The sequence below is a fragment of the Mesorhizobium sp. 1M-11 genome (assembly GCF_001303895.1).
Classification (GTDB): Bacteria; Pseudomonadota; Alphaproteobacteria; order Rhizobiales; family Rhizobiaceae; genus Mesorhizobium.
Genome location: NZ_LJSD01000037.1, coordinates 81,951 through 103,126, shown reverse-complemented (window position 1 = coordinate 103,126; position 21,176 = coordinate 81,951). Strand labels below are relative to the sequence as shown.

At 61.2% G+C, this 21,176-nt stretch carries 22 protein-coding genes; 10 read left to right on the top strand and 12 right to left on the bottom strand.

The window, feature by feature from the left end; all coding sequences use genetic code 11:
- Positions 1-8: 8 nt before the first annotated feature.
- Positions 9-2,117, top strand: a complete 2,109-nt coding sequence (locus AO692_RS15510) for a molybdopterin oxidoreductase family protein (RefSeq protein ID WP_054310949.1) — start codon at positions 9-11, stop codon at positions 2,115-2,117.
- A 20-nt stretch (positions 2,118-2,137) separates the two neighbouring features.
- On the opposite strand, the gene AO692_RS15505 is transcribed toward AO692_RS15510, so the two are convergent.
- Positions 2,138-3,076 carry an MBL fold metallo-hydrolase gene (locus AO692_RS15505; RefSeq protein WP_054310948.1) on the bottom strand — a complete coding sequence of 313 codons (939 nt, stop codon included), beginning with the start codon at positions 3,074-3,076 and terminating at the stop codon, positions 2,138-2,140.
- Positions 3,077-3,350: 274 nt separating this feature from the next.
- On the opposite strand from AO692_RS15505, the gene AO692_RS15500 reads away from it, so the two are divergent.
- Positions 3,351-4,148 (top strand): SDR family NAD(P)-dependent oxidoreductase, encoded by a 798-nt coding sequence (locus tag AO692_RS15500; protein ID WP_054310947.1) that lies wholly within the window; start codon positions 3,351-3,353, stop codon positions 4,146-4,148.
- A gap of 116 nt (positions 4,149-4,264) precedes the next feature.
- On the opposite strand, the gene AO692_RS15495 is transcribed toward AO692_RS15500, so the two are convergent.
- Entirely contained in the window at positions 4,265-5,182 is a 918-nt protein-coding gene (locus AO692_RS15495; RefSeq protein WP_054310946.1) for a LysR family transcriptional regulator, read from the bottom strand.
- Between the two features lie 265 nt (positions 5,183-5,447).
- On the opposite strand from AO692_RS15495, the gene AO692_RS15490 reads away from it, so the two are divergent.
- Positions 5,448-6,509, top strand: coding sequence for an alkene reductase (locus AO692_RS15490; RefSeq protein ID WP_054310945.1), 1,062 nt, complete (start codon positions 5,448-5,450; stop codon positions 6,507-6,509).
- A gap of 66 nt (positions 6,510-6,575) precedes the next feature.
- Here AO692_RS15490 and AO692_RS15485 read toward each other — a convergent pair whose 3' ends face one another.
- Positions 6,576-7,028: an Lrp/AsnC family transcriptional regulator gene (locus AO692_RS15485; protein WP_054310944.1), complete on the bottom strand. Its 453-nt coding sequence runs from the start codon at positions 7,026-7,028 to the stop codon at positions 6,576-6,578.
- A gap of 110 nt (positions 7,029-7,138) precedes the next feature.
- Here AO692_RS15485 and AO692_RS15480 point away from each other — a divergent pair, with 110 nt between their 5' ends.
- The gene (locus tag AO692_RS15480) at positions 7,139-8,095 is read left to right on the top strand and encodes a nucleoside recognition domain-containing protein (RefSeq protein WP_054310943.1); all 957 of its coding nucleotides are present in this window, start codon (positions 7,139-7,141) and stop codon (positions 8,093-8,095) included.
- Here AO692_RS15480 and AO692_RS33555 read toward each other — a convergent pair.
- Positions 8,070-8,348, bottom strand: a complete 279-nt coding sequence (locus AO692_RS33555; protein ID WP_210168300.1) for a hypothetical protein — start codon at positions 8,346-8,348, stop codon at positions 8,070-8,072. The genes AO692_RS15480 and AO692_RS33555 overlap by 26 nt on opposite strands.
- A gap of 118 nt (positions 8,349-8,466) precedes the next feature.
- Positions 8,467-9,189: a glutathione S-transferase family protein gene (locus tag AO692_RS15470; RefSeq protein WP_054310941.1), complete on the bottom strand. Its 723-nt coding sequence runs from the start codon at positions 9,187-9,189 to the stop codon at positions 8,467-8,469.
- Positions 9,190-9,286: 97 nt separating this feature from the next.
- On the opposite strand from AO692_RS15470, the gene AO692_RS15465 reads away from it, so the two are divergent.
- From AO692_RS15465 to AO692_RS15455, 3 genes are all read left to right on the top strand, one after another.
- A complete protein-coding gene (locus tag AO692_RS15465) occupies positions 9,287-10,192 on the top strand; it encodes a LysR family transcriptional regulator (RefSeq protein WP_054310940.1) in 906 nt (301 codons plus the stop codon).
- A 102-nt stretch (positions 10,193-10,294) separates the two neighbouring features.
- Positions 10,295-11,188 (top strand): cation diffusion facilitator family transporter, encoded by an 894-nt coding sequence (locus tag AO692_RS15460; protein WP_054310939.1) that lies wholly within the window; start codon positions 10,295-10,297, stop codon positions 11,186-11,188.
- A 95-nt stretch (positions 11,189-11,283) separates the two neighbouring features.
- Entirely contained in the window at positions 11,284-11,847 is a 564-nt protein-coding gene (locus AO692_RS15455) for a hypothetical protein (protein WP_152979851.1), read from the top strand.
- Positions 11,848-11,858: 11 nt separating this feature from the next.
- Here the strand turns inward: AO692_RS15455 and AO692_RS15450 are convergent, their stop codons facing one another.
- From AO692_RS15450 to purM, 3 genes are read right to left on the bottom strand one after another with little or no spacing between them, the layout of a single operon-like run.
- Complete coding sequence (locus AO692_RS15450; RefSeq protein ID WP_054310937.1) at positions 11,859-12,374, bottom strand: histidine phosphatase family protein; 516 nt, start codon at positions 12,372-12,374, stop codon at positions 11,859-11,861.
- Positions 12,375-12,427: 53 nt separating this feature from the next.
- Entirely contained in the window at positions 12,428-13,141 is a 714-nt protein-coding gene (gene purN / locus AO692_RS15445) for a phosphoribosylglycinamide formyltransferase (protein WP_054310936.1), read from the bottom strand.
- Positions 13,138-14,202 carry a phosphoribosylformylglycinamidine cyclo-ligase gene (purM, locus tag AO692_RS15440; protein ID WP_054310935.1) on the bottom strand — a complete coding sequence of 355 codons (1,065 nt, stop codon included), beginning with the start codon at positions 14,200-14,202 and terminating at the stop codon, positions 13,138-13,140. Before purM ends, purN begins: the two co-directional genes overlap by 4 nt.
- A gap of 315 nt (positions 14,203-14,517) precedes the next feature.
- Here purM and AO692_RS15435 point away from each other — a divergent pair, with 315 nt between their 5' ends.
- Genes AO692_RS15435 through hdaA form a run of 3 tightly spaced genes read left to right on the top strand, consistent with a single transcriptional unit; the run spans position 14,518 to position 16,904 of the window.
- On the top strand, positions 14,518-15,069 hold the full coding sequence (locus AO692_RS15435) for a CDP-alcohol phosphatidyltransferase family protein (RefSeq protein WP_054311217.1): 552 nt from the start codon (positions 14,518-14,520) through the stop codon (positions 15,067-15,069).
- Positions 15,047-16,207, top strand: a complete 1,161-nt coding sequence (locus tag AO692_RS15430) for an AI-2E family transporter (RefSeq protein ID WP_054310934.1) — start codon at positions 15,047-15,049, stop codon at positions 16,205-16,207. Before AO692_RS15435 ends, AO692_RS15430 begins: the two co-directional genes overlap by 23 nt.
- 7 nt (positions 16,208-16,214) lie before the next feature.
- A complete protein-coding gene (gene hdaA, locus AO692_RS15425) occupies positions 16,215-16,904 on the top strand; it encodes a DnaA regulatory inactivator HdaA (RefSeq protein WP_054310933.1) in 690 nt (229 codons plus the stop codon).
- A gap of 19 nt (positions 16,905-16,923) precedes the next feature.
- On the opposite strand, the gene ugpC is transcribed toward hdaA, so the two are convergent.
- The 4 genes from ugpC to AO692_RS15405 form a co-directional block, all read right to left on the bottom strand.
- On the bottom strand, positions 16,924-18,000 hold the full coding sequence (gene ugpC / locus AO692_RS15420) for a sn-glycerol-3-phosphate ABC transporter ATP-binding protein UgpC (protein ID WP_054310932.1): 1,077 nt from the start codon (positions 17,998-18,000) through the stop codon (positions 16,924-16,926).
- A 2-nt stretch (positions 18,001-18,002) separates the two neighbouring features.
- Entirely contained in the window at positions 18,003-18,851 is an 849-nt protein-coding gene (locus AO692_RS15415) for a carbohydrate ABC transporter permease (protein ID WP_054310931.1), read from the bottom strand.
- The gene (locus tag AO692_RS15410; RefSeq protein ID WP_054310930.1) at positions 18,851-19,768 is read right to left on the bottom strand and encodes a sugar ABC transporter permease; all 918 of its coding nucleotides are present in this window, start codon (positions 19,766-19,768) and stop codon (positions 18,851-18,853) included. Before AO692_RS15410 ends, AO692_RS15415 begins: the two co-directional genes overlap by 1 nt.
- A gap of 129 nt (positions 19,769-19,897) precedes the next feature.
- Positions 19,898-21,175 carry a sugar ABC transporter substrate-binding protein gene (locus AO692_RS15405; RefSeq protein ID WP_054311216.1) on the bottom strand — a complete coding sequence of 426 codons (1,278 nt, stop codon included), beginning with the start codon at positions 21,173-21,175 and terminating at the stop codon, positions 19,898-19,900.
- Position 21,176: the final 1 nt, after the last annotated feature.

The window sequence follows — 21,176 nt, the reverse complement described above, 5'->3', positions numbered from 1 at the left end:
AGAGCGACATGAACACCCATGCCAAGATCCGCATCGGCCATTCGGCCTGTCCGCATGACTGCCCGTCCACCTGTGCGCTCGATGTCGAGCTGCTGGCGCCGGACCGCATCGGGCGCATCCACGGGGCCAAGGACAACAGCTACACAGCGGGCGTCGTCTGCGCCAAGGTGGCGCGCTATGCCGATCGCGTCCATCACCCCGACCGTCTGCTGAAGCCGCTGGTGCGTGCCGGCGCCAAGGGCGGCGGCCAATGGAAGGAAGCGAGCTGGGAGGCCGCGCTCGACCTCGTCGCTGAAAAATTCATCGCGGCGGAAGAAAAACTCGGCTCCGAGACGGTTTGGCCCTATTTCTACGCGGGCACGATGGGGCTGGTGCAGCGTGACGGTATCGAACGTCTGCGCCACGCCAAGAAATATTCCGGCTTTTTCGGATCGATCTGCACGAACCTGGCCTGGACAGGTTACGTGATGGGCACAGGCGCGCTGCGCGGTTCCGATCCGCGGGAGATGAGCCGTTCCGACTGCGTCGTCATCTGGGGCACCAATGCGGTGGTCACACAGGTCAATGTGATGACCCATGCGATCAAGGCACGCAAGGAACGCGGCGCCAAGATCGTCGTCATCGACATCTACGAAAACGCGACGATGAAGCAGGCCGATGTCGGCCTGGTGGTGAAGCCCGGCACGGACGGCGCGCTCGCCTGCGCGGTCATGCATGTGCTGTTTCGCGAGAACATGGCCGACCGCGCCTATCTCGAAAAATACACCGATGATCCGATCGGGCTGGAGGCGCATCTGGCCGACAAGACGCCGGAATGGGCGGCGGCGATCACGGGGCTGACCGTTGCCGAGATCGAAGCCTTCGCGCGACTGGTCGGCACCACCAAGCGTACTTTCTTCCGGTTGGGCTACGGTTTTGCACGCCAGCGCAACGGCTCGGCCAACATGCATGCCGCACTTTCCATCGCCGCGGTCACCGGCTGTTGGCAATATGAAGGCGGCGGCGCTTTTCATTCCAATTCAGGCATTTCCGGCTTCAAGTTCAACAAGGATCTTCTGGAAGGCGACCGCTATCGCGATCCCAAGGTGCGCTATCTGGACCATTCGCGCATCGGCCCGGTGCTGACCAATGCGGAGAACGCGCTCTATGGCGGTCCGCCGGTGACGGCGCTGCTGATCCAGAACACCAATCCGATGAATGTCGCGCCCGAGCAGCGCTTGGTGAAAGAAGGTTTCCTGCGCGAGGACCTGTTCACTTGCGTGCACGAACAGTTCATGACGGACACGGCCAAGGTTGCCGACGTCGTTTTGCCGGCTACCATGTTCCTGGAGCATGACGACATCTACAAGGGCGGCGGTAATCAGCACATCACGCTCGGTCCGAAGCTGATCGAGCCGCCGGCTGGCCCGCGCACCAATCATTATGTCATCGAGGAATTGGCCAAGCGTCTCGGTATATCGCATATGCCCGGCTTCGGCTTGACCGAAAAGGAACATATCAACGCGCTGCTCAAGAATCGGGACCTCGATTTCGACACGCTGCGCGAACAGCGCTGGGCCGACATGCAGCCGGATTTCGAGACCGCGCATTTCCTCAAAGGTTTTGGCCACCCGGACGGTAAGTTCCGTTTCAAGCCGCAGTGGAACGGTGGTTATGCACCCAACAAGCCGCCAAAGAGCATGGGCATCTTTGGTCCTGTCGGGCAACTGCCGGAATTTCCCGATCATGTCGACCTGATCGAAGTGGCGGATGCCAAACATCCGTTCCGGCTGGCGACGTCGCCGGCGCGCAACTTCCTGAATTCCTCCTTTGCCGAGACGCCGGTATCCCAGGCCAAGGAAGTGCGGCCGGAACTTTTGATCCATCCGGAAGATGCTGCTGCTCTTGGTCTGAGCGAGGGCGCGCGAGTCGAAGTCGGCAATCCACGCGGCGAAATCGTGCTTCACGCCAAGCTGTTCGCGGGCCTCAAGCGCGGCGTGGTGATCGCCGAAGGGATCTGGCCGAATTCAGCGCATGAGCGCGGCGAGGGCATCAATGTGCTGACGGGTTCGGATGCGCCGGCACCCTATGGCGGGGCCGCGGTGCACGACAACAAGGTGTGGGTGCGGGCAGCGTAGGTCGCGAACGATAGGCTCGATCAATCGTATCCGAATGGTCTGCCATTGGTGAAGACGATGTCGGTGTAGATGTTCATCGTCTCGTTGATCGGATAGATTTTCGCAGAGCGTATCAACTCGTCCGGCGTGGCCTCCGACGCCTGGAGCTTTCCTTGCCGAATGGCTTCGAATGCACCCTTTGCGTCAACCAAAGTTTGACGGTTCATCAGCGGTAGCGAATTCTGCGGAACAGCTTTCGCGCTGCCGTGGGCACCGTAGATTTTGGTCTTCGAACCGATCACGCCAAGAGCCTTGTCGAGCGAAGCCAGGTAGTCCTTGACGTTTCCAACGAACAAGGGACCCGGATACAGAAAGTCTCCGACGAACAGCATGTCGTCATTTTCCTTCCACAGCGAGATTTCATCCTTGGTGTGGCCGGGTGTTGAAAGCAGTTGAAGCTTGAGTTCGCCAAGGTCGATGATTTCGTCGGGCGCAACATAGCGAGCTACGCGAAAGCTGCTTGGCGACAGCTTGTCGATATCGTGAAGATCGATTCCGACCGGAACCGTGGTCGTCCCGTCCTTGTCGGCGAGATCTCTCGTGTAGGGCAGATCGACGAGCCAGACCTCTTTGAATTTGTCGAGGCCGGCCATGTGATCGAAATGCAAATGAGAAGGGATGACCGCCACAGGCTTGTCGGTGAGTGACGCGACGACTTTCGTGATGTCTTCTTCGCGCGACGCTCCGCCGTCCAACAGCAGCGCTCTTTGCGTGCCTACGAAGAGATAGGAGACATTTCCCTGGTAGTAGGTCGGCTCGCCGATCGCAAAAATGCGATCGTCGATCTTGTGGATCGCATATGCGCTGTCCCCGAAGTAGTAAGCATCCGGTGGAAGAGGAGGGCGGTCCTTGGCCTGAACATTGCCCAACCCCAAAAACAAGGTGAGCAAAATGGCGCTTGCAAGCCGAACGGGTTTCATGGGCTTGCCCTCCTTGGACCTGTCTGTCGCCGCACAGAGACGATAGGGGATCGGGCACAGGCAAACATCCGCGACTTTCGGCTATGAGTTCGCGCGGGGGGAGGCATTTCCGCAGATTGATGTGCTCGATAAGGGCACTTCGTCGTCCCGAAATTGAAACGCCGAGGTCCATGACGTCCCCCTAATGCAAGGGAGCGACCAGCCATATCCTTCTGGATCGACAACGGCGCCTGCCTTGCTTGCTTCTGCAGGAGGCTGCCACAGCAGAAGGTGCATGCTCATGGTACTCGACCGCTTCAGATTGGATGGACGCACCGCGGTTGTGACCGGCGGCGCGGCGGGGCTCGGCCAGGCCTTTGCGCTGGCGCTGGCCGAAGCCGGCGCAAGGGTCGCCGTGATCGACCGCGACCCGGCGACAGAAACTGCGCAGGTGCTTGGAGAGCGGGGATTTTCGGTTGCCGCCGATCTTGCCAAGGAGGAGCAGGTCGCGGTGGCGGTCGGCAGAATACTCGAATGGAGCGGCGGAAAGCTCGATATCCTCGTCAACAATGCAGGCATCGCGACGCCACCGGCGCGACTGCTCGATGTGAGTGTCGATGAGTGGGATCGCGCCATCACCATCAATCTGCGCAGCATGTTCCTGGTGACGAAAGCGCTACTGCCGGAACTTATCGCCAGCGGGCGCGGCTCGATCGTGAATTTGAGTTCCTATCTCGCCCTTGTCGGCGTCTACCCGGACTTCCCAGTGACGGCTATTCCATACGCCACGAGCAAGGCCGGCGTTGTCGGCTTCACCCGGCAGATCGCCGTCGAATACGCCAAGGACAAGGTGCGCGCCAATGCGATCGCGCCAGGCTGGCATCTCGGTACGAAACTTGGCCGCGAAGCCGAGGGCAAGATCAGCACCGAGGAGTATCGGCGCTTTGCCGACTTCATGGAAAGCTCGGTGCCGATGGGACATACCGGTCGGCCGGACAATCTGGTCGGGCTGATCCTCTATCTGGCAAGCGACGCATCTTCCTATCTCACCGGGCAGATCATCGCCCATGACGGCGGCATCACGGCTGCCTGATTTCGGAGTAGGGGCTAGAGCAATTCCAGGAAAAGTGTGTAACGGTTTTCCGTCCGGAATTGCGAAAAAACAAAGAGTTAGAGCGTTTCCGCGTTTCCGTGAAAAACGGAAACGCTCTAGCGTTCAAATGGACGCCGGGCGAGCCGGGCCAGAAAAGTCGCTTCTCCTCGTGCCGCGGAGTCATAAGCTGCCACCATCTTGGCGACGAAGGCTGTCACCTTCGGGCTGGTGAGATGTCGCGATGTGTGCAGTGCCCAGGCATCGACCCGCCGCCCCGGCACGATTCCCCAATTGGCGAGCGCCCCTGTCCTGAAGTCCGGCTCCGCCAGCCAGCGTGGTATTACCGCGACACCTGCACCGGCGAGAACGGCGTTGTAGACGAGAAGCATGGAAGAGCAACGCAGCACCGTCCGAGGTCGGACCGTCCTGCGCTCGTTGCCTGCATCGATCGTCCATTCGGCCGCTTCGCGCCCCGCGGCGATCATCACAGCCGGTACAGTCATCCCATCTGTTTCGGGGATGGACAACTGCGGCGGGGCGGCAAATACCAGATCGTCCCTGAGGAAGCATTGGCCGACCAAATCTGTGTCCGTGTCCGGATTTGCCCGCACGACGATGTCGAATTCCTCGGTGATCGGATCGACAAAACGGTCGTCGACCGAGACTTCGACCGTCACATCCGGATAGGCGGCGATGAACTCCGCAACGATCCTGCCAAGTGCTGTATGCGCGAAGAGCCCGGGGACGCTGATCCTCAGCTTTCCGCGCGGACGTCCGGCATGACCAGCGACCTCTTCGCCCACTTCCGCAAGCTCGTCGATGAGATGCGCAGTCCGATTGCGTAGCAGCTGACCTTCTTCGGTCAGGCGAAGCGCGCGTGTCCCGCGTTCGATCAAGCGGACTCCCAGCTCCTGCTCCAGCTCGCTCAGGCGACGCGAAAGCGTGGTTTTCGGAATGCCGCTGGCCCGGCTCGCGGCGCTGAAACCACCATGCTGCGCGATCGTGTTGAAGTCCGACAACTTGGAAATATCCATGGTTTTGTTCCGGAAATGGCACGATTTGCACCATTTCGACCCGCTAATGCTTCGATCGGATCGAAGCTATCTTCGCCGTGCATCCGTTGGCAATGGCATAAAATTGCTGGTTTGTAAGAACGTTCGCCAATCCGACGGTTGAGGACCACGGTGGAAGCCGCGTGCCGAAATCGGTCCATCAATGACGCTGGTGTCTCTGTTTGTCTGCGCGCCTGCGCGCTCGGCGAACTTCGGATGCCCGGAACCTGAACACAGAGGACGAGATATGAGCGATCTTTGGAAGCCGATCACCATCGGCGACATGACCCTGCCGCATCGCCTTGCGATGGCGCCGATGACGCGCAGCCGTGCCAAGGCCGACGGCACGCCCGGAGACCTTGCCGCCGAATACTATGCTCAACGCAGTTCGTTTGGCCTGATCGTTACCGAGGGCACGCAGCCCTCCGATGACGGGCAGGGTTATGTCACCACGCCCGGCATCTACACCGATGCACATGTCGAAGGCTGGAAAAAGGTGACCTCGGCGGTCCATGACGCCGGCGGCAGGATGTTCATCCAGCTCATGCATGTCGGACGCATGTCGCATCCGGACAATACCCCGCATCGCCGCCAGCCGATCGCGCCATCGGCAATCGCGCCCGGTCTTCAGATGTTCACGGCCGCCGGCATGCAGGATGCACCGACGCCGCGCGAAATGACTTCGGACGACATCAAGAAAACAGTCGATGAATTTGTTCTTGCTGCCAGACGGGCTGTCGATGCCGGCGCAGACGGTGTCGAGATCCATGGCGCCAATGGCTATCTGATCCACCAGTTCTTTGCGCCCAACGCCAACCATCGCACCGACGCGTATGGTGGGTCGATCGAAAACAGGGCGCGGTTCGGGATCGAAGTGGCCGCTGCGGTTGCGGCTGAGATCGGCCCGCAACGCGTCGGTTTCCGTATTTCGCCATCTGCTCCGATCGGCGGATTGGTGGAAGGAGATCAGGCTGCAGACCTTTATCGGCATGTCGCCACCGAATTGGACAGGCTGGGCCTAGCATACCTGCATTTCCTGCATACCAGCGATGAGGTGCTCGCCGAGGACATCCGTGCACGCTGGTCGCGGCCGCTGCTCTTTCTGCGTTCCGGCCGTACGCTGGAAAATCTGGAGGACGACTTGCTTACAGGCCAAGCAGATGTCTTGCCGATCGGCCGCTGGGCGCTGGCAAATCCAGATTTCATCGAGCGCTACAAGAACGGAGCGCCGTATAACGAAGCGGACCGGGCGACCTTCTATGGCGGCGGCGCACGAGGCTATACCGACTATCCAGTCCTCGCGGCTTGAAATCGCAGCCGCCTCACCGCATGAGCTCCGATGGAATGCCCAGGCAATTAGAGCCGACGGGAGAACCTAGAGTGGAATGGATGTCGCCTCCTTGGCCGTCTTGATCACGAACATGGTGTAGAAGCGGGCGACATTGGCTTGATCCCGCAAGAGGCGGTCACACAGCGCGTCGAACTCGTCCATATCCACCAGGCGAAGAATCAGAAAAGCGTCGGTCTGGCCGCTCACGCCATAGGCCTGGCTGACTGCCGGCTCCTGGGCCGCGAGATCGAGGAAGCGGCGCATGTGTTGCTCGCCATGGCGTTCCAACTCGACAGTGACGATGGCTCTCAATCCTCTGCCAGCCTTGGCTGGATTGAGGATCGCGACGACGCGGTCGATGATGCCGGTCGATCTCAGTCGTCGTATGCGACGCAGACAGCTCGACGGTGAAAGCCCCACCTCGTCCGCCAGATCGGCGTTGGTGCGCGAAGCGTCCTTCTGCAGGAGATTGAGAAGCCGTTTGTCGATCCGATCCATGATCCGGTCCTCTTCTGGCCGTGCAATTTTATTGCATCATCATGCAAATTTTGACCACAAATGCCAGCGGCCTCACGCTAGTCATTGGCCTCCAAAACGGAGGTGTCGTCATGACCATTTACGCCGCTCTCTATCGAAAGACGCTGGAAGCGTTCGAAGTCTATTGGGACCTGGTCCGCATCATCATCCCGGTCGCTATCGCCACACAGATCCTGCAGGAATTGGGCTTTATCCGGCTGATCGCTCCGGTCTTCGAACCGTTGATGGCGATGGTCGGGTTGCCGCCGGCGCTCGCCCTCAGCTGGCTGACGGGGCTGCTGGTAGGCATGTGGGGCGCCATCGTCGTCGTGTTCACACTTGTGCCCGTGTCGGCGCTAAACACGGCGGACATGACTGTTCTCTCGGCGCTGCTGTTGTTCGCGCATGCCATTCCCATCGAGCAACGCATCATCCAGAAGGCTGGGCCGAGTTTTCTCGTTACCGCAACCCTTCGCATTGGCGGCGGACTGCTCTTTGCGGCGCTCCTGCATCAGCTATTCGCGGCAACTGGATGGCTGTCCGAACCACTGAAGCCGGCGTGGCTGCCGATGAATGAAAGCACCGGCTGGTTCGGCTTTTTCCTGGGCATGCTGAAGACCCTGGTGACCATGCTGGTCATTCTCGTCGCGCTGAGTTGGCTGATCGAGCTTCTCAAGATCTCGGGGCTGCTGGGCCAATTCAACAAGGCGCTTGCACCGCTGTTTCGTTTTGCAGGCATCGGGCCCCAAACCGTGCCTATAACCGCCATCGGCATGTTTCTCGGGATTTCCTATGGCGGCGGTCTGCTGATCCGCGAGGCACGAACGGCCGCCGTGGAGCCCCGGCAGATTTTCCTTGCCTGCGTATTCATGGGTTTTGCCCACAGCATCATCGAAGACACGCTTGTTGTCGTTGCCTTGGGGGCGGACTTCACGAGCGTATTCTTCGGTCGTCTGGCCTTTGCCTTCGTTGCCACCGCGTTGATCGCCAGGATCACGCATCCTGCCTCTGACAATGCGTTCCTCAACGGCGTCTTCCGCAAGGGCTGACAAAGAATGTTTGTGCTTTTGAGGTGTTCAAATGTCCATTGAATTGGCTTCGAAAATCGCGGGCCGTCACCGAGTTGCAAAGGGCGAGATCGGCGATTTCACCGCACCAAGCCCGCTGCCTCAACCGGTGAAGGAAATCGGCAATCTCCACGGCCGCGGTACAGAACTGTATCTCAATATCCTCGATGTGCTCGGCCATCTCGACCGCGTTTGCCCCAGTCAGGTTCAGGCTCTGCTGGAGGAAACCGAACATGTGCTCGGCGAACTCCTTCGGCGAAAGAACTATAGTTCGCGGTCTTCCGCTTTGCCTGTCCGTGCAAGCCGTTTGCGCGCCATCAGCTGATGGCGCGCATTTCCTTGCAGTTGCTGTCTTAAGCTGCCAGCGCGTTGCTGGTCTCGCGCAGTACATCGGCGAGGGGGACAAGTCCTTTCATCGCGCCGCTGCCGATGGCCGGCCGGCCATCCTCTACCGCCAGTGCAAAACGAAACGCGGGATCGGCTTCGATGCGCTGGCGCAGCGCCTGGATGCGCGGATAGTCCTGCGGATCGACCGCCTTGTGGAAGTCCGCCCACCGAGCCACGCCGGCAAACACGGCATCGGCCAGCGTCGGTCTGTCGCCGAGCAGATAGGCGCTGTCGCCGATCATCGCCTCTAGCTGTTCATGTCGTTTGGCGACGAAGTCGCGGCCGAATTTGCGCAACGTCTCTCGTTCTTGTTCTGTGGCCTCTTCGGCCTCCAGCGCCACCCATAGCGGTGTGAACGCGCCGGTGAAGCCGGTGTTCAGGAACGCGACGTATTGATGCAGTCGGTCGGCCTCAGGCGTGCCGGGCTCGAATGTAATGCGGCGCTCCAAATCGCGCGCTTCCAGCCAGAGCGCGATCGCCATCGTCTCGGTCAACACACGGCCTTCGCCGGTGATCAGCACCGGGGTTTCCACCCGGCCGTTCAGGCGCTTGTAGGCGTCGGTGCGCATCTCGCCCAGCATGTCCACGCGGGTAAGGCGATAGGGCTTGCCGAGCCATTCAAAGGCGGTGACGAGCCCCGCCGAGGAGCCGAGCGGGAAGCCGGAGGTGAGGATCGGTTCGGATGTCATGTCGTTTCTCCATCGTTGATGTGATGGATATACGTTCGTGGACTTTTCTGCTGTAGACTGCCATTTTCGGACATAATGTCCATGAATGTAGACTTTGATGCTAAATCTCAACGATCTTCATTTCTTCGCCCAAGCGGTTGACAGTGGTGGTTTCGCGGCGGCTGCGAGGCGTCTCGGCTGTCCGAAATCGACGGTGAGCAAGCGGGTTGCGGCCTTGGAAGCGGCACTCGGCGCTCAACTGCTCCATCGGAGCTCGCGTAATTTCACGCTGACCGATGTGGGGCGTGACGTTTACGATCATGCCAGCGCGGCGATGATCGAGGCGGAAGCGGCCGAAATGGTTGTGCAGCGGAAGCTGGCGGAGCCGAGTGGCATCGTGCGGATCACGGCTTCGGTGCCGAACGCGCAGTTTAGGCTGGCGCATCGCTTGCCGGAGCTGGCGCGCCGGTATCCCAAGTTGAAGATCCAGTTGCATGTCACCGACCGTTTCGTCGATCTCGTGCAGGACGGTTTCGACATCGCTATCCGCAGCCATTTCGAGCCGCTGCCGGATTCCGATCTGGTGCAGCGGCGTATGAGCGAAGATCCAATCACGCTGGTGGCCGCGCCATCTTATCTCGTCGAACGCGGCGAGGTGGCAACGCCAGAGGCACTGAGCGAGCATGACGGGCTGATGAGTACGATGACGGCAAAGGTCTGGCGTTTGAGCGATGCGCGCGGCCATACCGTGGAAGTCGCACCGCAGCCGCGACTTCATGCCGATGAATCGGTGCCGTTGCTGAAAGCCGCCGAAGCTGGCCTCGGTATCGTCTGCCTGCCGGAACTGATCTCGGCCGAGGCGATCAGGGAGGGGCGGCTGGTGCGGCTGTTGCCGGCCTGGACAGCGGGTAGCGTCATGACGACGATCCTGACCCCGCATAAGCGCGGACAACTCCCCGCTGTGCGTGCGGTGATCGATTTCCTGTTGCAGAAGGCAACAGCAGACACGCGCCCCACGGCATAGAGACTGGGCCGCGAAGGTGCTTGCCCAACCTCACGACGCAGTGTCTTTCAACCGATGTCCATATCAGTCTAGCTTGACCTCGAATCCGGCCCGGAGATTTCGATGAGTGGTGATCACCAGCATGGCGACCTTGAGACCACACCGGCCTCGCGATTGTGGATGGCGCTCGGGCTGACGGGAACATTCCTTGTCGCAGAGGTTGTCGGCGGCATCGTTACCGGCAGCCTGGCACTGATTTCCGACGCCATGCATATGGCGACCGATGCCATGGCGCTGGTCATCGCGCTGATCGCCATTCGCCTCGGCCGCCGCGAAGCGGACCTTTTGCGTACCTACGGTTATGCCCGCTTCGAGATCCTGGCTGCCGCCTTCAATGCGATGCTGTTGCTCGCCGTGGCGTTCTACATCCTCTACGAGGCCTACAGAAGGCTGTTCGAGACGCAGGAAATCGCCTCGGTCGGCATGCTGCTGATTGCCGTCATAGGTCTTCTCGTCAATCTGATCTCGATGCGGCTTCTGACCAGCCATGCCGACAAGAGCCTCAACGTCAAAGGCGCCTATCTGGAAGTCTGGGCCGACATGCTGGGTTCGATCGGCGTCATTGCCGGGGCGATCGTCATCTGGCTGACCGGTTGGCAGTGGGTGGATTCGCTGATCGCGGTGGGTATCGGCTTTATGGTGTTTCCGCGCACCTGGGTGCTGCTCAAGGAGTGCATCAACATCCTGCTCGAAGGCGTGCCGCCCGGCATGAAGCTGGTGGACGTTGAAACCGCCATCAAAGAGATTCCAGGCGTCGCCTCCGTGCATGACCTGCATCTGTGGGCGATCACGCAAAGCAAGCTTTCGCTGACAGCTCATGCTGTGCTGGATGAGGGCGCCGACGCGGAAACCGTGCGACGGGGCGTGGAGGCAGTGCTGCGTGAGAAATACGATCTGCACCACACCACGTTGCAGATGGAGCGCGAGCCCTGCACGCAAGTGGAGAGTATTCACTAGGCCCCACCGGGAAGGTGCGGCAATTTGGTCCTCTTGTTCCTCTAGTCACTAGAGGATCTACCTTTCGAGACACCATTTCGAAAGAGGAGGCCGTCATGAGTTGGCATGGCTCCAAGCAGAGCGGGCGTCACGGTGGGGGTGGCCGTAATATCGGCCATGGCGCCGGGCATCGAGATAACCACAGCTACGACGAAGAACGTCACGGCAGTGCTGCCCAATGGGGGCGGGTCGGCGAGCCCGCGTCGGGCGGACGCGCGTTGGGGCATAATGATCGTGGTGGCACCAACGACCCTGCGCAATCCTCTGGAATCGTATCGAAGTTCGCCATCTTCGCAGCGATAGCGGCTCTGGTCCTTTGGTCACTGCTCGCCTGGGCAGCCTATGGGCTTGTCGATGTGCTGGGTGGGTGGCTGTCCGCTAATGGCGGTACGTTGCTGCAGGGCGGCAAGGATGCGGCAGGTGCTGTTGGCATCGGCAAGGAAATCATCGACAGGGTCGATATCCAGGGCGCGAACGGAGTTGTGCAGCGCCTTATAGCTGCGGCGCTGGTCGTCGCGCGCCCGACCATTGTGTTCGTGTGGTTTCTTGGAGCGCTGGCAATCGTGGCGGCGCCGTTCGTCGTCAGACGGCTTGGTCGTCTCGTCCGTTCAAGACACTGAAGAGTGTGGGTTCAGCCGAGGTCTTTCGGGCGCAGGAAATGGATGAGTGTAGCGGCGCCGACGTCGAGGCCGGTCCAGTCACCATTGAACTCGAACACAGCCAACGCCCCTGTCGGGAATTTTTTCTTCAATGACTTCACCAGCTTGCCATTCGAGGTGTTACCGGCGAGGCTCTCGGCGAGATCGCCAAGGCCGGGATTGTGGCCGAGCACGAGCAATGTTTCGGCATCCTCGCCGTTCCGCCTGATTTCGCCAAGAATAGCTTGAGCCGGCATTTCGTAGAGTGACCGAGAAAAGCTTGGCTCGGGCCGCGACAGCCATTCGCCCGCTGCCAGACGCCAGGTCTCGCGTGTGCGTTCGGCCTCCGAGACCAGGGCGCGATCGGGCAGCCAGTTGCGCTGTGCGATGGTGCGGCCGATCAGAAGCGCTGCCTCGACGCCGCGCGGCGCCAGCGGGCGCTCGATATCGGCGAGATCGGGATTGTCCCAACTGGACTTGGCGTGGCGCAGCAGAAGAAGCCGTTTCATGACGTGATCCTTGCGAGACGCTTTTCCAGAGCCGGTCGAACCGGCAAGCTAGCCTAAGGCGTGATGCGCGCCAATTGCTCGAGGTCCACGCTGGTGCGCAGCGGATTGGGCGCGGCAACCACGGCGCTGGCGACCGTTTCGTTGTCGACGAAACCGGAGAACACTGTATGGCCGCCTTCCATGCGCGCCTTGCCTTCCGCCACCAATCTCAGCGCCATGGGATAGATCTGATGCTCGGCCTTGAGCACTCGGGCGGCGAGGCTGTTCTCGCTGTCGTCCAGCAGGACGGGAACCGCGGCCTGGGCGATGATCGGGCCTTCGTCCATGGCTGGGGTCACGAAATGCACGGTACAGCCATGGACGCGCATGCCTGCGTCCAACGCGCGCCGATGGGTATCCAGTCCCGTGAAGGAAGGCAGGAGGGCAGGGTGGATGTTGATCATCTTGCCCTGCCATTTCTCGACGAATGGCGTGGTGAGCAGGCGCATGTAGCCGGCCAGCGCCACCAGTTCGGTACCGAAGCCAGCCAGGGCCGCGTCGATCGCCGCGTCGTGCGCGTCCTTGCTCGGATGGTCGGCGCGGGCAACGACCTTGGTCGGAATGCCGCGTGCGATCGCAATGCCGAGGCCGGCGGCATCCGGCTTGTCGGAAATGACACCAACGATCTCGGCCGGAAAGTCCGGATCACTGGCCGCAGCGATCAACGCGGTCATGTTGGAACCGCGGCCGGAAATGAGGATCGCCGTGCGCTTGCGTTGTATTGTCATAGACTGATCGATCCCCGGTAGATCACGCCAGTGTCGCGGCGCGGCACGATGCGGCCGATCGGCGTCACCGTCTCGCCGGCTTCCTGCAGCACGGCCGCCACTTGCGCCGCCTGACCAGAGGCTACCACGACAATCATGCCGATGCCGCAGTTGAAGGTGCGCATCATCTCAGCGGGTGCGACCCCGCCGGTCTTGGCGAGCCAGGAGAAGACCGGCGGCACATCGATCACCTCGAGATCGAGTTCTGCGGAAAAATCCTTGGGCAGAACGCGCGGGATGTTATCGGGGAATCCGCCGCCGGTGATGTGGGCGAGCGCCTTGATGCCGTGCGTGTTGCGGATCGCCTTCAAGATCGACTTCACATAGATGCGGGTGGGTTCGAGCAGCGCTTCGGCCAAGGTGAGGCCGGGCGCGAACGGCGCCTTGGCGTCCCAGGCGAGACCGCTGGTTGCAACGATGCGGCGGATCAGCGAATAGCCGTTGGAGTGCGGACCTGAAGAGGCGAGGCCGAGCAGCACATCGCCCTCGACGACATCGTCGGTCGGCAAAAGCTGGTCGCGCTCGGCGGCACCCACGGCAAAGCCGGCGAGATCATAGTCCTTGTCCTGATACATGCCGGGCATTTCGGCGGTCTCGCCGCCGATCAGCGCGCAGCCGGCCTGACGGCAGCCTTCGGCGATGCCGCCGACGATCGCCACGCCTTGTTCGGGATCGAGTTTGCCCGTGGCAAAATAGTCGAGGAAGAACAACGGTTCGGCACCCTGCACGACCAGGTCGTTGACACACATGGCGACGAGGTCGATGCCGATGGTGTCGTGCTTGCCGGCATCGATGGCGATCTTGAGCTTGGTGCCGACGCCATCATTGGCGGCAACCAAAACCGGATCGGTGAAGCCGGCTGCCTTGAGGTCGAACAGCCCGCCGAAACCGCCAATCTCGCCATCGGCGCCCGGCCGGCGGGTGGCCCGCACCAGCGGCTTGATCTTTTCCACCATCAGATTGCCGGCGTCGATGTCGACACCCGCGTCGGCATAGGTGAGCCCGTTGGTTGGTTCCTTCATCGCTGTTCCCTGCTTGGGCCGGCGAGCGGCCGACACCACCTTAACGCGTCAGGCGGCTCTTCGCACGAACAGTCCGGCCTCGCAACTGCAAGAGAAACGGTCGACAGCTTTCGTTTGGAGCGCCGCGCGTCCATTTGGATGCGGAAAGGCGCTCCAACACCTGATTTGGCGCAAGATCCTTCCGAAAGTCGAATCCGATCTTCAGGTCATGCACTCGACAATTCGGTGGATAGCAAGACGCGATTTCACGATCCCTTGCGGTTCTTGTCACCTTCGCCCATGTATCGGCAGGAAACAAAGACGGGCCCGCTGTTGGTGACCATCCCCAACCTGATCTCCATCCTGCGCCTGCTGCTGGTGCCTGGCGTGGTGCTGGCCATGTTGCAAGCGCACTGGGAATGGGCCTTTGCCGGATTCGTTATCGCCGGCGTCTCGGACGGTGTCGATGGCTTCATTGCGCGCCACTTCAACCAACATTCAAGGCTGGGTGCCTATCTCGACCCGATCGCGGACAAGCTGCTCCTGGTTTCCGTCTTCATCGTGCTCGGCATCAGTGGGGAACTGCCGCTTTGGCTGGTAGTCGCCATGGTTTCGCGCGATGGGCTCATCATTTGCGCGGTTGTGCTCTCGTCGGTCATGGGGCATCCGGTCGAAGTGAAGCCGCTTTTCGTCTCCAAGGCGAACACGGCCGTGCAGATCATCCTGGCGGCGGAAGTGCTGGCCGAGCTGGCCTTTGCCATGCACCTCGATCCACTGCGCGGTATCTTGATAATGCTTTCCGGGCTCTTGACCGTGGCTTCCGCTGCGGCCTATCTCGTGGCCTGGCTGAGGCATATGAGTGGTAATGGCGAAGGCAGCACTTCCTGATCACGACGCGGCCGAGGCAGCGGCCGCATCCGCTTTCCGGCGCCAGCTGCGGTTCTGGCTGATCGGGGCGGTTATCCTGATCGGCTTCCTCTACCTGTTCAGCGACATTCTGCTGCCTTTCGTGGCCGGCATGGTGCTGGCCTATTTCCTCGATCCTGTTGCTGACCGGCTGGAGAGGTTCGGCCTGTCCCGTGTCATGGCGACGGTGGTGATCCTCATCGCCTTCATCGTTGTCCTGGTGCTGGCCTTCGTCATCCTGGTGCCAGTGCTGGCCTCGCAGATGGCGGGCTTTGCCGAGAAGTTGCCGGAATATCTCACCCGTCTGCAGGCATTGGTCACCAATTTCGACCCGACTTGGTTGGAACAGCGCTTCGGCGTCAGTGCGGCCAGTCTCAAGGACGGCCTGAATTCGGTGCTGAGTTCCGGGCTCGGCTTGGTGACCACGGTTTTCCAATCGCTGTGGAACTCCGGCATGGCGCTGGTTTCGGTGGTGTCACTGTTCGTGGTGACGCCTGTGGTCGCCTTCTACATGCTGCTCGACTGGGACCGCATGGTGGCGACGGTGGACAGCTGGGTGCCGCGCGACCATGTCGAGACGGTTCGCCAGATATCCGCCGATATCAACACAGCTACCGCTGGCTTTGTGCGCGGGCAAGGCACGCTCTGCCTGGTGCTGGGCGCCATGTACGCGGTGGGGCTGACGCTGACAGGGCTGAATTTCGGCATCCTGATCGGTCTGTTCGCCGGGCTGATCTCCTTCATTCCCTATGTGGGGTCGCTGACCGGGCTGGTGCTGGCGATCGGTGTCGCGATCGTGCAGTTCTGGCCTGACTGGACGATGATCGTGGCAGTCGCGGCAGTGTTCTTCATCGGCCAATTCATCGAAGGCAATATCCTGTCGCCCAAGCTCGTGGGGAAAAGCGTCGGCCTGCATCCCGTCTGGCTGATGTTCGCACTGTTTGCCTTCGGTGCCCTGTTCGGCTTTGTTGGCCTGCTGATCGCCGTTCCAGCCGCCGCGGCCGTCGCTGTGCTGGTGCGCTTCGCCATCTCGCGGTACCTGGAATCGCCGCTCTACAAGGGGCATGGTGCCGAACCGCCGCCCTTGCAGGGCAAGCGGACCAGGCCACGACGCGGCTAGCGAATTCATGGAACGGTCACGACAGCTTCCGCTCGATCTCGGGCATGGCACCGCCTATTCGCGCGACGACCTGGTCGTGTCGGCTTCAAACACGGAGGCGGCGACACTTGTCGACCGCTGGCCGGACTGGCCGGCGCCAGTGGTGGTGCTGGCCGGCCCAGCAGGGTCCGGCAAGACGCATCTGGCTGAAATCTGGCGCGAGGCAGCCGATGCGGTCACCATCGAAGCCGGCAAGATCGGGCAAGGCGCGCTCGCTTTTGACGGACGCCCCGTTCTGATCGATGACATAGATGCCGGCGTCTTCGACCAGCAGGGATTGTTCCATCTCATCAATAGCGTTCGGGGAGCAGGTTCTCACCTCCTGCTGACCGCCAGGCGTTTTCCCGCAGCCTGGGGTACGACACTGCCCGATCTATCGTCGCGCCTGAAGGCGGCGGCTACCGTCGAGATCCATGAACCGGACGACGTCCTTCTGGCGGGCGTCATCACAAAACTGTTCGCCGACCGTCAGGTCGAGGTGGAACCGCATGTCGTGCAATATCTGGTGCGGCGCATCGAACGTTCGCTGGCAACGGCGATACGGGTGGTCGAACGGCTCGATCGCATGGCGCTGGAACAGAAGGCGCGCATCACCCGCACGATGGCGGCTGACGCCGTCAACGCCATGGATGAAGGGCAGGGCGAGTTCGAGCTGTAACGCGCTCGCTTCTTGGCCACTAGGTGCCCGGTTCAACCCTGCCGCCGCTGACGGGGTCGAAAATGTGCTGGGCGGCGCGATCGACGGCGAGGCGCACTTGCTGTCCAGGCGCCAGAACGGGCCGGCCGATGGCATAGATACGCAACTGCTCGCCGGCCAGGCGCACATAATATTGCGTCGACATGCCGAGTGGTTCGACAACCTCGACCTCGGCCTTGAGCGGGCCGTCGTCAACGATCCTGATGTCTTCCGGCCGCATGCCGACAGCGAGCACATCACCATCCCGTAGCGGCAGGCCGTCCGGCAGGCGCAATTTCTGGCCGTCGCCGAAAACCGCTTCGGCGACGGCATGTCTGGAAACGGTCGCCGGCAAAAAGTTCATGGCTGGCGAACCGATAAAGCCGGCGACGAACATGTTCGCCGGATGGTCGTAGAGCTCCAGCGGCGCGCCGACCTGCTGCACATTGCCGTTGTGCATGACGACGATGCGGTCGGCCATGGTCATGGCTTCGGTCTGATCGTGGGTGACATAGATCGAAGTCGTCTTGAGCTGCTGGTGCAGCGCCTTGATCTCAGTACGCATGTGCGTGCGCAGCTTGGCATCGAGATTGGACAAGGGTTCGTCGAACAGGAAGACCTGCGGATCCCGCACGATGGCCCGGCCCATGGCGACGCGTTGCCTCTGACCGCCGGACAGCTGGCGTGGCAGGCGCTCCAGCAGAGGATCAAGCCCCAGCCGTTTCGCCGCGCCCTCGACGCGGGTCTCGATCGCTGCCCTCTCGGTTTTCCGCAACATGAGGCTGAAGCCCATGTTGGACGAGACATTCATATGCGGATAAAGCGCATAGGACTGGAACACCATGGCGATGTCGCGGTCCTTCGGCGCGACGTCGTTGACGATGCGGTCGCCAATGCGGATATCGCCGCCCGATACCTCTTCCAGGCCGGCGATCATGCGCAACAAGGTGGATTTGCCGCAACCGGATGGGCCGACCAGCACCACGAACTCGCCGTCGGCGATCTTCAGATCGACCTCGTTGAGGACGCGGACGACACCATAGTCCTTTTTGACCTTTTCCAGCGTGACGGAAGCCATGATCACCCCTTGACTGCACCGGCGGTGAGCCCGGTGACGAGATAGCGTTGCAGGAAGGCGAAGAAGATGCAGACCGGGATCAGCGCCAGCACCGATGCGGCCATCATCTGCCCCCAGTCGACGGCGAATTTGCCAATGAAGGTCAGCAGGCCGACCGCGAAAGTTTTCTGGTCCTCGCTGGAGATCAGCATCAGCGCAAAGAGCAGCTCGCTCCAGGCTGCCGTGAAGACGAATCCGAGCGTCGCACCCATGCCGGGCAAAGTCAGCGGCACGATGACCTGCCGCATGGCCTGGCCGCGCGTGCAGCCGTCGATCATCGCGGCCTCTTCCAGATCCTTCGGGATGCCGTCGAAGAAGGACTGCATCAGGAAGGTGGCGAAGGCGGTGTTGAAGGCGGTGTAGATGATCACCAGTCCGGTGAGCGAGTTTGTCAGCCCGATCTGGCCCATGATGCGGTAGATCGGCGGGATCACCATCACAAGCGGGAAAGTCTGGGTAAGCAGTAGCGCAATCGCCACCAGCGCCTTGCCACGGAAAGTGAAGCGGCTCATCGCATAGCCGGCGAGCGTGGCAACCACCGTCACGAGCGCCGCCGTCGCCACGGAAACGATGACACTGTTGAGGAAATAGCGCGGGAAGTCGGAAGCCGCGAGCACGGTGCGGAAGTTCTCCAGCGTCGTGCGTGATGGCCAAAGGGTGATGCCTTCGGCGTAGAGCAGGTCGCCTGGGGTTACGGAGATTTTCAGCGTCCAATAGATCGGGAAAAGCGCAAAGATCACGTAAAAGGCAATCGCTGCGTAGTGGCCGACGCCACCCCAAAGGCGGGAGGATGAAGAGCGTCCGGCGATCATCACACATGTCTCACGAGAGAGCGCCGGATGCCGATGAGGACGAAGGCATAGGCGATGAGCAGGACGAGCAGCAGCACGGCGACCGCCGATGCGTAGCCTTTGTCCAGCGATTTGAAGGCGCTGACATAGATGTAGACCGGCACGGTGCTGGTCGAACCCGCCGGCCCGCCTTCGGTCATGACGTAGATCAGGTCAGCGAAGGTGGCGATCCAGATGGTGCGCAGCACGACAGTGATGGCGATGGTCGGCGCGAGGAACGGCAGCGTGACCTTGCTGAAGCGCTGCCAGGGTGATGCCCCGTCGATCGCCGCCGCCTCATGCAGTTCGGACGGGATCGATTTCAGCGCGGCCAGCAGGGTTATTGCGAAGAACGGCACACCGAACCAGACATTCGCGACGATCGGTCCCCACATGGCGGTCGAGGGATCAGAAAGCACGTTGGTCGGCTCGGCTTTCAGCCCGAGCGCATAGAGCCAATGTGGCAGCGGTCCGATAATCGAGTTGAACAGCCAAGCCCAGGTAAGGCCGGAAAGAAATGTAGGCACGGCCCAGGGCAGAAAGACCACCGCCTGTACGATCTTGCGGCCGTTGAATTCCTTGTCGAGCAGCAGCGCGAGCCCAAGACCGAGAAAGAACTGGAAGAACAGGCTGGCGACGGTCCACCACAGGGTGTTCCACAGCGCCTGATGCAGTACGGCATCCGAAAGCATCGCCTGATACTGGGCGAGACCGACGAACTCTGACTTGAACGCGGAAAACTTGCGGAAAGAATAGCTGATGCCGACGATCAGCGGCACAAGCAGCACCGTGACCAGCAGCACGATAGCCGGGCTGAGATAGAGCCATGGTTCAACGCGCGCGAAGAAAAGGCCATTGCGGCGACGCGGCGGCGCGATGTCTGCGACTGCGTAGGTCATTCGAATGCTCACAAATCGGTCAAATCTCAGTGGCCGGAGCGCCCAGCATTTGGCGAAGCGATTGCGGGCAAGCACGAGAGACGGCGCACTACTGGAAGGTTGTCTGCGCCGCCCCAGGGGAAGGAATGGCTACTTCTTGTTCTTCGCCAGCCAGTCCTGCTGCTCCTTGGTCAGGAAGGCCGCCCATTCGTCGGCGACGGTCTTGGCGTCCTTCTGGCCGAGCAGCACTTCCTGGAAGTTCTTGATCGCCACCTGGTCGACGAAGTTGCCAAGGTTTTCCAGATGCACCGGCGGCGTCACGAACTCATACTTCGCCGAATCGTTCAGTTCGTCGAACCAGCCCTTGAATTGCTCGGTCGCGAAGTGTGGATCCTTGTCCGCCCCGTCGTGGATCGGGATAACGCCTACGGTCTTGGCCCATTCCAGATTTGCCTTCGGCGCGGTCAGCGTGCCGATCAGCTTGGCGCTTTCTTCCTTGTGCTCGCTGTCGGCGAACATCGACCAACCTGCATAGCCGAGCGTCGGATAGGATTTGCCATTGGGGCCGACCGGCATCGGCGCAACCGCGAAGTCCTCCGCCGGCATCTTCTCCGCCACGCCGATCAGCGCATCAGGATCCTGGTCGAGCATAGCGCAGGTTCCCGAATAGAAGCCCGTGACGATCTCATTGAAACCCCAGGACACGCTGTCCTTCGGCGCATAGCCGTTCTTGTAGAGGTCGGCCAACATCTGCAGTCCCTTGACCGCGCCCTCGGAATTGGCGGTCGAGGTGCCGTCCTCGGTGAACTGCGCGCCGTTGCCGGCGGCGATGTTCATGAACATGTTGACGCCGGTATAGGAGCCTGGCCCGCCGCGCAGGCAGTAGCCGTACTTGCCCTGGATCGCCGATATCTTCTTCGACGCCTCGACGAACTCGTCCATCGTTGCCGGCGGCTTGTCCATGCCGGCTTCCTTGAACAGCTTCTTGTTCCAGAACATGGCGCGGATGTAGTAGCCGTAGGGTAGCATATATTGCTTGCCACCGGCCACCGAGCCGAAGGTCTTGGCCCGCTCGCCAATCGTGCCGGCGTCCGGCCACTTGGCCATATAGGGTGCGAGGTCTTCAAGCTGGCCGTTGTTGGCATAGAGCGCCAGCCAGCGTTCTGGCATCTCGACCACGTCGGGCGTGTCGCCAGCCTGCACCATGGTCAGGAATTTCTCGAATGCCTGGCCCCAGGGCAGCGAGACGAGCTCGACCTTGACGCCGGGGTTGGCCGCCTCAAACTCCGCGATCTGCTTTTTCAGCAGCTCGGTGCGCGGCGGGCTGGTGATGACCTCGACCATCTTGATCGTGGTGTCAGCCATCGCGGCACTTGCCGAGATGGCCAGCCCGGCCACGGCGGTAAGCAGTGTCTTCAACGTTCCCATG